Raw genomic sequence first — 12,632 nt, forward strand, 5'->3', positions numbered from 1 at the left:
GCGGGAAAGGCGGTATTTTACTGTGATTACAAGCACTTGCCGTTATTGATGGCGTGGCTGGCGAGATCTTTTTTGCCGATGGCGCTGGTATTTGTCTGGATTGCTTGTTAGAATGCACGCCGGAATTCAGGAAGCCTGTTGCCCAGTTGAGGAACAGTTTTCCAGCAAGTTATGCCTGATGACCATAGCAAGTCGGTACCACCCCTTCCCATCCCGAACAGGACCGTGAAACGACATTGCGACGATGATAGTGCTGCAACCAGTGTGAAAGTAGTTTATCGTCAGGCTATTCAATAGAGAGAAAGCCCACCAGATTGCCTGGTGGGCTTTTTTGTTTTCCGGGCCTGGAATTGGGGTTCAGGCCGCGATCGCGTCCAGTTCCGCCAGGGCGTCTTTCGGCAGCACGAGTGCTGCCGCGGCGATGTTCTCGCGCAGGTGGACCGGCGAGGAGGTGCCGGGAATGAGCAGGATGTTCGGCGAGCGCTGCAGCAGCCAGGCGATCGCGACCTGCATCGGCGTGGCGTCGAGCCGGGCTGCGACGGCCGACAGGGCGTTCGACTGCAGCGGCGTGAATCCACCGAGCGGGAAGAAGGGCACATAGGGGATGCCCTGGCGTGCCAGCGCATCGATCATCGCGTCGTCAGCGCGGTGGACCAGGTTATACATATTCTGGACGCAGGCGATTGGCAGGATGCGTTGCGCTTCCTCGAGCTGGCGCGGCGTCACGTTGCTCAGGCCGATGTGCTGGATCAGGCCGCGCTGGCGCAGTTCGGCAAGGGTCGCCAGTTGCGGTTCGAGCGAGCCTTCCGCCGGTTTGTAGGGGTCGAACATGGCGCGCAGATTTACTACTTCCAATGTCTCCAGTCCCAGGTTGCGCAGGTTGTCGTGCACGGCCTGTTCGAGTTCGGGCGCCGAGAAGGCGGGCAGCCAGCTGCCATCGGCGCCGCGCCGCGCGCTGACCTTGGTCACGATCACGAGTTCTTCGTTGTAAGGGTGGAGTGCTTCGCGGATCAACTGGTTGGTGATGTGCGGGCCATAGAAATCCGAGGTGTCGATATGGTTCACGCCAAGTTCCAGCGCTTCGCGCAGCACCTTATGCGCGGTCGCCGCATCCTTGGGCGGGCCGAAGGCGTTGGGGCCGGCCAGTTGCATGGCGCCGTAGCCGAGGCGGTGTACCGTGCGGCTGCCGAGGGAATAGGTACCGGCTTGATCGATGGTGGACATGCTTGTTCTCCTGGGATTTGGTTGAGCAATCAAGATAAGGCGCGGCCGTCTGTGTGACAATCCAGGTAAATCCACACGGGTTGTGCGAAAAGGCGAACAATGAAAGTTGAGCTGGGTGATTTATCTGCGTTTGTCGCGGTGGCGCGCGCAGGAGGATTTCGCGAAGCGGCGCGCGCGACCGATAGCAGCGCTTCCGGCCTGAGCGAAGCAGTGCGGCGGCTGGAAACGCGCCTGGGCGTGCGTTTGCTCAATCGAACGACGCGCAGTGTCGTGCCGACGGAGGCCGGGCGCAGCCTGCTGCTGCGCCTCGATCCGGTATTGAGCGAGATCGATAATGCTCTCGATGTGGTCAATGGGTTCCGGGACAAGCCCACAGGAACCTTGCGCCTGAATGTATCCATGAGTGCGGCGCGGCTCGTCCTGCCGTCCATCGTGCCGCGTTTTCTTGCCGCGTATCCGGAGATTCGGCTGGAAGTCGTGGCGGATGAGACCTTTGTCGATGTGCTGGCGGCCGGGTGCGATGCGGGCATTCGCTATGAAGAGCGTCTGGAGCAGGACATGATCGCGGTGCCGATCGGTCCGCGCGTCCAGCGCATGGCGGCGGCGGCTTCGCCGGCGTTTCTCGCCAGGTGCGGCGCGCTGGAACATCCGCGTGACCTGCCGCTGGGTGCCTGTATCCGGGCGCGCTTTGCGAGCGGCGCGATGATCCACTGGCAGTTCGAGCGGGATGGCGAGGCGATCACCATCGAGCCGAATGGGCAGTTGCTGGTGCAGGTGGGCGCCGCACTGGACTTGGCTCTCGATGCTGCGGTGCAGGGACTCGGCGTCATCTATCTGTTTGAGGACTGGCTGACGCCGTACTTCGAGCGAGGGCTGTTGCAGCCGGTGCTGCAGCTGTGGTGGCCGCAGTTTTCAGGTCCCTTCCTGTATTACCCAGGTCACAGGCTGGTGCCGGCGCCGCTGCGGGCTTTTGTGGATTTCATCCGCAACGAGGGGCAGGTTGCGACGGATTCGTCACACAAATGAAAAATAAGGTGTTGACGAAGCTCAGCAGCACCGGCATAATCTCATTCCTCTGCTGCTGACGAACAAAACGATTCGAAGCAACGCAGCAGATGAAGCAGTGCCGAATAAAGTTCTTTAAAAATTAACAGTCGATAAGTGTGGGCGTTTGATGAAGGTGCCAAGAACTTCGGTTCTTGATTACTTAAAATATCAAATGTTCACAAAAAGTATTAACGTTGCTTCAGCAATGAAGTGACGGTCAGTATTTTGAGTGAGCGACTCGGCTAGCAATAGTCGATGACTCGAAAGAGTCAACAAACAGAGATTGAACTGAAGAGTTTGATCCTGGCTCAGATTGAACGCTGGCGGCATGCTTTACACATGCAAGTCGGCTGCTGCTCGACGGGCAAGAGCTTGTTTCCTTCGAGCGTGACGCGCTGTATCGGGAAACCGGCCGCACTCAGGCCAACGGCCTGTTGCAAACGATGAAGTACGATCCGGCTGGCCGCCTGATTGAACAACAACTTGGCGCCATCGCGCAGACAGGCCAGACGAACCGACAGGTTCAACGCGACACCTACCGTCCCGACCTTCAGGTCGGCATGCGAGCCGCGATCCTGCGGCGCTACAGCTATGACCCGTCCGGCCAACTAACCAGCGTCGAAGACAACCGGCGCGGCCGCATCGAATACCGTTACGACCCGATTGGACGGCTGCTGGCGGCGAGCAGCGTACTGGGCCATGAAACCTTCGCCTTCGATCCAGCCGGCAACATCCAGGTAGCCGCGACCACGCAGTACGAGCCTACTACCTCTCGTGTACAGCTGCCAAAGCTGCTGAACAACCTGCTCAAGGAGTATGCCGGTGTCAGCTACAGCTACGATGACCGCGGCAATGTCGTGAAACGTAGCCAAGACGGCTTACATTCCGAGTATGAATGGGATGCGTTCAATCGGATGACCCGTGCAACGACTTGGCAGGGCTTCACCACCTTTGCCTACGATCCACTGGGGCGACGAATCGTCAAACACAGCAAAGCAGATGGAGAAACTCTACTGAGGAACACAACCCAGACCATGTACGGCTGGGATGGCGACACGCTAGCGTGGGAAAGCAGCGTGCACGGGGGCCATGCTGCGATGGAACGGGCGGTGCACTATGTATACGAACGCAATAGCTTTGTGCCGCTAATTCAGGCCACCCAAAGCCGCATGATCCAGTTGGCGCCCACTACCGACGTTAAGGCGCTAATGGTGGGCAACGGCGGCAAGTATGATCCTGCGCTCGATCCGCTATGGAACGGTGAGCGCGAGCAGAAAGCTGAGCCGTTTGGTAAAGATGAGATCTCTTTTTTTCAGTGTGATCATCTGGGTACGCCGCAGGAGGTAACAGATTGCAATGGAAAGGTAGCATGGTCGGCTCAGTATAAAGCTTGGGGGGAGGCAAAAGAGGCAATCAGCGAGACGGCACTCAAGACCGGGAAACGTAATCCAATTCGGTTTCAAGGGCAATACTTTGACGAGGAAACGGAACTACATTATAACCGCCATCGATATTACGACCCAGTTAGCGGCCGCTTTATATGCAAGGATCCGATCGGATTGTTAGGCGGTTTTAATACTCATGCATATGCGCCGAACCCCGTTCAATGGGTTGACCCGCTGGGATTGGCCCCAAAGAAAAAAGATTCTATTAATAATGGCTGTGCCAACTGCGATCCATGCCAAGGTCGTAATCCCGCCGCAATCGCGCGGTCTTGGCAAGGCCGTGAACCTTACGATGGCGTCGATAGTTATATCAATGTCGTCGTGAAAGAGGGAACTGTACTCTACACGCTTTATCCACACGGAGACGCACCAGGAAATTACTTGGTGAAATCCAATGTAGTGCGAGGCGCCCACACTGCTAGGCAGTACAATGACGCTGTGCAGGTTGCTCACAAGGAAAATTGGAAAAGCCGCGACGCGAGGCCTATGCGCACCAAAGTTCACGGTTATGCTCTTACCAAGGATACCTGCATGGCAGTTAGTATTGCAAAAAACAATCCAAAACTAGGAAAGGGTGGCGCCAAACAATATTTCATAGAAAATAGAGATAAGCCTAACCTTTTAGATACAGGACGAATTATTGCTTATGGAAGTTAAGAATGCAAACCATTAAATTAGACTTGGAACATGGATCGGTTTTTGTTGATTCATTACCTATAAAAGTTGACGAAGACGGAATTCTCGCTGGATCTATCTTAGGATTATGTTCACCACCAATTGATACCGACACGGGAAGCACACAATATCGCTTGCTGAGAAAAGTAAGTATTTTCGGAAAACCCGCCAGTGTCGTGATCGAAATCGGCGCTGGAAGAGTATGTGCCATAGCTTTCTTATTTGATCTGATCGAGTTCTTCGAATCCAGCGTTCTAGAATCAAAGATATTAAAAGCATGTGAGAAATCTTTAAATGCTAGTTTTATTAGCAATCATCCAAGCACTGCTTTTCTTGACATCTACGAATGGGGGAAGCTAACGTTTTTTTATGATGCCAAGCAAGGAGATCTGAGCTTGGATATTACTTTCCATAAAACTCAAAGGAATCCAATTAGTACCTAAAGCGTAATAAACATAAACTAATATCCCTAATTGGACTTGCGGAAAAATGAATCAATCTTAGCATCAAAATAATACTCACTTATTCTTGTTATGAAGACATAAGCTCTCTCGCCGAAGAGGTGCACTTAGTACCTTTTTGAAGTCCAAGCACGGGCGCTCGACAGAAAGGTTGGGGAGAATTTAGTATTCAGCAAGCACTGGCAATAAAAATCTTGCGCTTTATTGAAAATAGCGAAGACCAAAACCGGCGGTTCCTCCCACCAGTCCAACTGCCGTTAGTGACAGAGTACCCAGTTGCATCCGAACCAGACGGCTACTGATCTACGCACATCATCAATTCCATTGGAGAGAGAAATGTCATTGAAGATTATTACAGTCGGAGACAAAACCAACCATGGCGGTATAGTTATCAGCGGCTCGCCCGACCACGACATCAGGGGAAAAGCAGTCGCTCGACTAGGTGACAAAGTTGACTGTCCGCAGCCCTATCCCGGCGGCAAACCGCACGGCGTAAATAAAATCATTACGGGCCACGACACACTCACGGTTAACGGAGTTCCTGTTGCAGTAGAGGGATGCATGACGGAATGCGGGTGCGCGCTGATCGGCAGCATGCCTGCAACGGCGGACTGAAGACCTTCTGAAGTCGTGATGCGTCGATTAAGGAATATGTCCCGACGCGACATCCTCGTCATGCTTGACGATCGGATCTTCAGTCCCGGTCCACTCGCTCATCAGGGAATAGCCAACCGCCAGCAACACCGGCCCGATGAACATCCCGACAAACCCAAAGGCAATCACCCCACCCAACACCCCAAGCAGGGTAAGCAAAAACGGCAAGCTGCTACCGCGGCTGATCAGCATCGGCCGCACTACATTGTCGACACCGCTGATCAGGACCGTGCCCCAGATCGCCATGAAAATCGCCCACCCAGTCTCGCCATGGGCGAACAGCCAGATAGTCGCCCCACCCCACACCAGCGGCGGCCCAAGCGGGATCAACGAAGTTAAAAACACCAGCACCGACAACAATGGCACTGCCGGCACCCCAGCAATCGCAAACCCGACCGCCGCCACCAGCGCCTGGGCCAGGGCAGTGCCCAATAAGCCATACATCACGCCGCGCACGGTCTGCCCAACCGTGGCCTGGATCGATTCGGCGCCCTCGCCCATCACCTTGCGCATCGTCACCGCGATCACGGCCAGCAGCGCATTGCCGTCGCGGTACAGGAAGAAGCTGACGAAGGCCGCCAGGCTCATCTGCACGACGCCGGTGCCGAGCATGATCCCGCCTGCCACCAGCCAGTGGCGCGCCGGTTCCAGCATGCGCTGGGCCAGGGCCAGCATCTGTTCGCGGCTGGCGATCAGCTCGTTCAGGTAGTCGACCAGCGTGGACCCGATCAGGGGGATGTTGGCCAGCCAGGCCGGCGGCGCCAGTTCGCGGTGCTCGATCAGGAGGCGCAGTTCCCCGAATCCGCGCGCCACGTCGTCGGCCAGGTTGTAGGCCACCATCGACAGCGGGATGATGAACAGCAGGGTCAGGGTGAGCGTCATCGTCAGCGCCGCAACGGTGCGCTGGCCACGGCATCGCTCCAGCAGGCGCAGGTACAGGGGCCAGGTCGAGATGGCGACCGCGGCGGCGAACAGGATCGCCGGCAGGAAGGGGCGCAGGACGTAGAGACAGCCCAGCGTCAGCAGGACGACGATCGCGATGCGGGTGTAGTTCCTGCCAGGGCGTGCTTCCATGCGGTTCATGAGCGGATAATGTTTACGCCATCTTAGCAGCTACACAAGGCACGTCGCGTCCCTGCAATGCAATGACCAGACAGCCGCTATGCGACATGCCTTGTCGCCGACCCGAATAGACTTTCCGCTAATAAAGGATACATACTGCTCATCCTTCCTACCACGATAAATATCGGAGAAGTTCTTGCACCGACTTTTGGAACAATATACCCACATCCTTGGCAGGATGAACCGAGAAAGCTTTCCACTGGAAGACGATCGCTACTCGGGCGTTTTCTTGCCTGTTGCTTTCGGCGACTACTGGACGAGTGACTTCCGGGTGATGCACGTGGGGCGAGAGACCGCAGGATGGAATACCAGGACCGGCCGCAACAGGCTCGAGCGCATCTTCGCCGCCAACCAGGCTGGCGATACGCGGCACATTGTCGAGGAAGCGGTGACCAGATATCGCCAGCATCTGCCAATTCAGCCTGATGGCAAGGTGACGATGACGACCAGGAGCCGTTTCAAGCAATACTATTTTCGGCTCGCAAAGGAATTGGGCGTAACGCCCACCTCGCTCATCTATGCCAACGTATTCGCATGGGATTACGCTGGCAAATCGCCGCTTGATCGTCCGGCGCAGGAACTGGCGCCTGTCAGCGCCGTCTCCTTGGAGTTGCTTGCAACGCAAATTCGATTTTTCAAACCCGACGCCATCGTGTTTTCGACAGGTCGGCACGGCATCGACCATCGTCTCAAACAATTATTTGAAACGTATTTCGACGGCTACCAGACTGTCAGCAGGGAGCCCGGCAAGATGTGGGAATTCCGGGCAGGACAGATAACCTGCTTCCGCATCGCCCACCCGCGGGCGCTGCGAGGCCATCAGCAGTACCGGACGGACGTCATCCAGCGGCTGAAGGACATCCGAGCCGAACGTTCATAGCAGCTGGCGCAGGTCGTGCGCGATCAGCGCCGGCCCCTGTCCGTGGCGCACGAACAGGCGCAGGTGGCCCTGCTTGTCGAACACGAAGCTGCCGGCGGTGTGGTCCACCGTGTAGCTGGCCGGGTCGGCGCCCGGCACCTTGGCATAGTAGACCTTGAATTCCTTGGCCACCTTCGCGGTCGCGGCAGCATCGCCGTACAGGCCGACGAAGCGCTGGTCGAAGGCCGGCACGTAGTGCGACAGCAGCTCTTGCGTGTCGCGCTCGGGGTCGACCGTGATGAACAGTACCTGCACGTCGCTGCTCGACGGCCCCAGCTCCTTCATCACGGTGGCCATCTCGGACATCGTGGTCGGGCACACGTCGGGGCACTGGGTGTAGCCGAAGAAGATCACCACCACCTTGCCCTTGTAGTCGGCCAGGGTGCGCGGCTTGCCGGTATGGTCGGTCAGCGCGAAGCCCTTGGCGTAGTCGACACCGGTGACGTCGGTGTTGTGGAAGGCCAGCGGCTTCTCGCCCAGCTTGTCGCAACCGGCAGCCAGCAGCGCCACGGCGGAGAACCCCAACACACCCAAGAGCTTTTTCATGTCAGAACCTGAAGTAATGGTCGATCAACAGGGCCGCGAACAGCAGCGACAGGTAGACAATCGACCAGGTGAAGGTCTTGCGCGCCGCCATGTCGCTGTAGTGGCGGTGCACCCGCCACGAGTGGCGCAGGAAGACGGCGTTGAGCGGAATCGCCGCCGCCAGGTAGATCAGGCCGCTCATGCCGACCGCGAACGGCAGCAGGGTGGTCGCGGCCAGGCCGATCGTGTACAGCCACACCTGCAGGCCGGTGAACTGCATGCCGTGGGTGACCGGCAGCATCGGCAGGCCGGAGCGGGCGTAGTCGTCGCGCCGGTACATGGCCAGCACCCAGAAATGCGGCGGGGTCCACATGAAGATGATCAGGACCAGCAGCCAGGCTTCCATCGGCACCTCGTTGGCGACGGCCGCCCAGCCCAGGGCCGGCGGCATGGCGCCCGACAGGCCGCCGATCACGATGTTCTGCGACGTGTTCGGCTTGAGCAGTAAGGTATAGATGAAGGCATAGCCGACGAAGGTGACGAAGGTCAGCCACATGGTCAGCGGATTGACGAAGGCGTACAGGATGTACATGCCGAGGCCGCCGAGCAGGATCGAGAAGGTCACCGTCTGCGTGGTGCTCAGTTCGCCGGAGGCGGTGGCGCGGCGCGCGGTGCGGGCCATACGCGCATCGATCTCGGCCTCGACCAGGCAGTTGACCGCGAAGGCGGCGGCGGCCAGCAGCCAGATGCCGGCCGTGCCGGCGACCAGGGTCTGCCATCCCGGGAAGCCGTCGGTGGCGAGGAACATCCCGATCACGGCGCAGAACACCGCCAGCTGCGTCACGCGCGGCTTGGTCAGGGTCCAGTATTGCGAGAACCGGCTCGGGGGTTTATGGATGGCGGTCTGGGTTGTCATCTGGGGGTGGACTCTGGCGACGCGGCCGCCGGCGCAGGAACGGCGCGGGCCGCGTCGAGTTGGAACTTCACCCGGTAGTTTAACATGGTCACCAGGATGACCAGCAGGGCCGCCCCGGCGTTATGCATGACCGCGATCGCCAGCGGGAAGTCGAAGTACACGGTGGCGATACCGGTGAACAGCTGCACGACCATCACCAGCAGCAGCAGGCGCGCGGTCTTGCCCACTTCAGGCAAATGCCAGGCGCGCCAGGCCGCCAGGCCCAGCACCAGTACCACCGCCAGTGCGAACGCCCGGTGCACCCAGTGGATCGCCACCAGGGCCGAGAACGGCAAATAATGGCCTTCCTTCGTCATGCCCAGCTCGCGCCACAGGTGGAAACCGTGCTCGAAGTCGAGGTCCGGCACCAGCGCCCCCTGGCACAGCGGGAAGGTATCGCAGGCCATGGTGGCGTAGTTGGTGCTTACCCACCCGCCGAGCGCGATCTGCGCCACCAGCACCACGGCCGCCAGCAGCGACAGGATGCGCAGGCCGCGCAGGCGCCGCACCAGGTCCAGCCCGCGCGCCAGCAGCGGCGGTTTCAATAGATAGTCTTCGCGGCAACCCATCCAGACCAGCATCGCCAGCAGCATCATGCCCAGCAACAGGTGGATGGTGACGATCACCGGCTGCAGCTTGAGGGTGACGGTCCAGGCGCCGAAAGCGCCCTGCACCAGCACCGACACCAGCAGCGCCAGCGGCATGGCCGGCTTGAACACTTCGTTGTGGGTCCGGCGCCATTGCTTGATCGAGGTGAACAGCAGCGCCAGGATCAGGGCGCCGATGCCCATCGCCAGGTAGCGGTGGATCATCTCGATCCAGGCCTTGGCCACCGTGACCGGGCCGGTCGGCATCGCCGCCTCGGCGGCGGCGATGTGTTCGTGGGCCAGGAAGGGATTGGCTTCGCCATAGCAGCCCGGCCAGTCCGGGCAGCCCAGGCCCGAATCGGTCAGGCGGGTGAAGCCGCCGAACACGATCAGGTCGAAGGTGAGGAAGACCATCACCCAGACCAGCTTGCGGTATTTATTGGGGTCGGCCGACATCCAGACGATGGACAGCGGCAGGCTCGCGACCAGTACGCCCATCAGGAGCAGGTGAAGCAGTGAAGACAGTTCCATGTAGTGCTTATTCTGTTACGTGGTGGTTCAGCCGATGGCCGAGGCCTTGAGCAGCTTGGCGATGTCCTTGTAGACGCGGCCCGGTTCCGGTTGGTACGGGAAACGCATCATGAGGTTGCCCAGCGGGTCGATCAGGTAGATGTGGTCGCCCAGCTTCTGGCCGGCTTCGACCGGCAGCCACTTCGCCACCGTCGCGGCAGGCGCGCGCAGCAGTTCCATGCCGTCGTATTCGCGCATGAGCACGGTATCGAGCGGCTCGTCGTCGGTGATCAGCCAGACGCGCTCCATGCGCTCCATGTTCTTGCCCTGCATGGTTCGCCACTGGCGCATCGCATACAGCTGGCGCTGGCACTCGTCGTCGCAAACGCCGCCGCCTACCCGCACCATGATCCACTTGCCCTTCAGGTCTTCCAGCGTGCGCGGCTTGCCGTCGAGCGTGGTGGTGGCCATCTCGGGAATCGGCAGGGTCCGCGCATCGAGGATGGTGCCGTAATTGGTGCGGCCGTCCGGCTTGACGATATAGAAGGTGATGTAGGAAGCGATGATCGGCAAGGCGCAGACCAGCAGCACCAGCAGCAGTTTCATGCGGCCGCGACGGCGCGCGGGGTTGGCGGTGCTGGGGTCAGCGATTTGTTCTTGAGCCACGTCGGAATCCCGTAATCACATAAAAAAGAAGGGCCAGCGCCGCCAGTGCATACCACTGGAAGGCGTAGCCGCGATGTTTGTCGATGCCGGCGTCAGGCGCCGGCCAGTCGCGGGCAAGCGCATCGCGCCGGCCCGCGGCCTGGGTCTGCTGCACCAGGAAGGGCAGCAGCTTCAGGCCGCTGGCCTGGGCCAAGGCCTCCGGCGTCAGGTTCTGGACCAGGGCGCCGGGCGCCAGCGGCGGCCCCTCGCCCAGCTCCATCACTTTACCCGCGCCCTGGACCACCCTGCCCTTGAGCATGAGCTGGCCAGCCGGCGTGGCGAACGCGGGCAGCTTGCCGTATTCGGCCCCCGCCGGTCGCGGCAACCAGCCGCGCAGCACCAGCACGTGGGTGTCCGAACCCGCTATTCTAAACGGCATTGCGAGATAGAACCCGGACTGCGCCCCCATCGGGCGATTGGCGAGGAATACCGGCCAGTCGGCGACGAACTCGCCCTGCAGGCGCACATTGCGGAATTCGAGGTCCGGGCTGGCCGGCGTGGAGGGGGCAAGATCGAGCGGCGGCTCGGCGGCGCGCGCCTGCTGGCGCGCCTGCAATTCGGTCTTGTAGGCGGCCCGGCCCTGCTGCCAGTTGCCGAGCAGAATGCCGATGGTGGCCACGACCATGGCAGCAGCGAAAACGATGGGGCGAAACCGGAAGGCAAACCGCATTACAATGAAGCCTCACGCTTTCGGGTGCCCACCATGAAAATCTTCGTCGCCATCGCCTTCGTCCTGATCCTGGCCAGCCTCGGTTCGGCCCTGTTCTTCCTGATGCGCGACAAGGGGCGCAGCAACCGCACCGTCAATGCGCTGGCGATGCGGGTGGGCTTGTCGATCGCGTTGTTCCTGTGCCTGCTGGCGGCGCACCAGATGGGGTGGATCGCGCCGACCGGCCTGCGCTGAACCTTACAGCCAATACACGACCACGTACAGCCCCAGCCACACCACGTCGACGAAGTGCCAGTACCATGCGGCGCCTTCGAAGCCGAAGTGGTTCTCCGCCGTAAAGTGCCCTTTCATCACACGGTACAGGATCACCGCCAGCATGATCGCCCCCATGGTCACGTGGAAACCGTGGAACCCGGTCAGCATGAAGAAGGTCGAACCATAGATGCCCGAAGTCAGCTTGAGGTTCAGGTCGCGGTAGGCGTGGATGTATTCGTATACCTGGAAGCCCATGAACACGGCGCCCAGCAGGATGGTGGCCGCCAGCCAGATCGCGGTCTTGTTGCGGTGGCCGGCGCGCAGCGCGTGGTGGGCGATGGTGAGCGTCACGCCCGACAGCAGCAGCAGCGCGGTATTGATGGTCGGGATCGGGAACGGTCCCATGGTGCGGAAGCCGTCGACGATCTCGGCCGGCCCGGTATTGCCCCACTGCGCCGAGAAGTCGGGCCACAGGATCTGGTGGTCGAGGTCGGCCAGCCAGGGCATCGAGATCGCACGCGCATAGAACAGCGCGCCGAAGAAGGCGCCGAAGAACATCACCTCGGAGAAGATAAACCAGCTCATCGACCAGCGGTAGGACAGGTCGATGCGCTTGCCGTACAGGCCCGATTCGGATTCGCGGATCGCGTCGCCGAACCAGAAATACAGCACCACCAGCATGGCGACGATGCCGGCCAGGCAGACGGCCGGCGCCCACGACATGCTGTTGACCCAGCCGGAGGCGCCGGCCATTGTCACCAGCATCGAGATGCCGGCCAGCAGCGGCCAGCGCGATGGACCCGGGACGTAATAGTAAGGCGCGGTGCCTGGGGAAGTCACTGGTGACGAACTCATCTTTATCTCCTCTTGCGATTCTT

Annotated in this window: 14 protein-coding genes and 1 rRNA gene; 7 read left to right on the forward strand and 8 right to left on the reverse strand. The window is 59.9% G+C overall.

The annotated features are described in order from the left end of the window. The first annotated feature begins 174 nt into the window (after positions 1-174). Positions 175-287, forward strand: a 5S ribosomal RNA gene (gene rrf / locus Q9246_RS15980). Between the two features lie 70 nt (positions 288-357). Here the strand turns inward: rrf and Q9246_RS15985 are convergent. Beyond that, the gene (locus Q9246_RS15985) at positions 358-1,224 is read right to left on the reverse strand and encodes an aldo/keto reductase family oxidoreductase (protein WP_306391629.1); all 867 of its coding nucleotides are present in this window, start codon (positions 1,222-1,224) and stop codon (positions 358-360) included. 99 nt (positions 1,225-1,323) lie between these two features. Here Q9246_RS15985 and Q9246_RS15990 point away from each other — a divergent pair, with 99 nt between their 5' ends. From Q9246_RS15990 to Q9246_RS16005, 4 genes are all read left to right on the forward strand, one after another. Continuing rightward, a complete protein-coding gene (locus Q9246_RS15990; RefSeq protein ID WP_306391630.1) occupies positions 1,324-2,250 on the forward strand; it encodes a LysR substrate-binding domain-containing protein in 927 nt (308 codons plus the stop codon). A 464-nt stretch (positions 2,251-2,714) separates the two neighbouring features. Further along, positions 2,715-4,373, forward strand: coding sequence for an RHS repeat-associated core domain-containing protein (locus tag Q9246_RS15995; RefSeq protein ID WP_422802329.1), 1,659 nt, complete (start codon positions 2,715-2,717; stop codon positions 4,371-4,373). A gap of 2 nt (positions 4,374-4,375) precedes the next feature. Continuing rightward, positions 4,376-4,834 (forward strand): hypothetical protein, encoded by a 459-nt coding sequence (locus Q9246_RS16000; RefSeq protein ID WP_306391631.1) that lies wholly within the window; start codon positions 4,376-4,378, stop codon positions 4,832-4,834. 354 nt (positions 4,835-5,188) lie between these two features. Next, a complete protein-coding gene (locus Q9246_RS16005; RefSeq protein ID WP_306391632.1) occupies positions 5,189-5,467 on the forward strand; it encodes a PAAR domain-containing protein in 279 nt (92 codons plus the stop codon). 27 nt (positions 5,468-5,494) lie between these two features. Here Q9246_RS16005 and Q9246_RS16010 read toward each other — a convergent pair whose 3' ends face one another. Next, entirely contained in the window at positions 5,495-6,580 is a 1,086-nt protein-coding gene (locus Q9246_RS16010) for an AI-2E family transporter (protein WP_306391633.1), read from the reverse strand. 184 nt (positions 6,581-6,764) lie between these two features. On the opposite strand from Q9246_RS16010, the gene Q9246_RS16015 reads away from it, so the two are divergent. Continuing rightward, positions 6,765-7,508 (forward strand): hypothetical protein, encoded by a 744-nt coding sequence (locus Q9246_RS16015; protein ID WP_306391634.1) that lies wholly within the window; start codon positions 6,765-6,767, stop codon positions 7,506-7,508. On the opposite strand, the gene Q9246_RS16020 is transcribed toward Q9246_RS16015, so the two are convergent. From Q9246_RS16020 to Q9246_RS16040, 5 genes are read right to left on the reverse strand one after another with little or no spacing between them, the layout of a single operon-like run. Further along, positions 7,503-8,093, reverse strand: coding sequence for an SCO family protein (locus Q9246_RS16020; RefSeq protein ID WP_306391635.1), 591 nt, complete (start codon positions 8,091-8,093; stop codon positions 7,503-7,505). The genes Q9246_RS16015 and Q9246_RS16020 overlap by 6 nt on opposite strands. A gap of 1 nt (position 8,094) precedes the next feature. After that, positions 8,095-8,988 carry a heme o synthase gene (cyoE, locus tag Q9246_RS16025; RefSeq protein WP_306391636.1) on the reverse strand — a complete coding sequence of 298 codons (894 nt, stop codon included), beginning with the start codon at positions 8,986-8,988 and terminating at the stop codon, positions 8,095-8,097. Then, a complete protein-coding gene (locus Q9246_RS16030) occupies positions 8,985-10,145 on the reverse strand; it encodes a COX15/CtaA family protein (RefSeq protein ID WP_306391637.1) in 1,161 nt (386 codons plus the stop codon). Before Q9246_RS16030 ends, cyoE begins: the two co-directional genes overlap by 4 nt. A 27-nt stretch (positions 10,146-10,172) precedes the next feature. Then, on the reverse strand, positions 10,173-10,730 hold the full coding sequence (locus Q9246_RS16035; RefSeq protein WP_306398207.1) for an SCO family protein: 558 nt from the start codon (positions 10,728-10,730) through the stop codon (positions 10,173-10,175). Positions 10,731-10,767: 37 nt separating this feature from the next. Continuing rightward, on the reverse strand, positions 10,768-11,454 hold the full coding sequence (locus tag Q9246_RS16040; RefSeq protein ID WP_306391638.1) for an SURF1 family protein: 687 nt from the start codon (positions 11,452-11,454) through the stop codon (positions 10,768-10,770). Between the two features lie 78 nt (positions 11,455-11,532). Here Q9246_RS16040 and Q9246_RS16045 point away from each other — a divergent pair, with 78 nt between their 5' ends. Further along, positions 11,533-11,733, forward strand: coding sequence for a twin transmembrane helix small protein (locus Q9246_RS16045; RefSeq protein ID WP_306391639.1), 201 nt, complete (start codon positions 11,533-11,535; stop codon positions 11,731-11,733). A 3-nt stretch (positions 11,734-11,736) separates the two neighbouring features. Here Q9246_RS16045 and Q9246_RS16050 read toward each other — a convergent pair whose 3' ends face one another. Next, the gene (locus tag Q9246_RS16050; RefSeq protein WP_306391640.1) at positions 11,737-12,609 is read right to left on the reverse strand and encodes a cytochrome c oxidase subunit 3; all 873 of its coding nucleotides are present in this window, start codon (positions 12,607-12,609) and stop codon (positions 11,737-11,739) included. Positions 12,610-12,632 lie beyond the last annotated feature (23 nt).

This window comes from Telluria beijingensis, assembly GCF_030770395.1.
GTDB classification, from domain to species: Bacteria; Pseudomonadota; Gammaproteobacteria; order Burkholderiales; family Burkholderiaceae_D; genus Telluria; species Telluria beijingensis.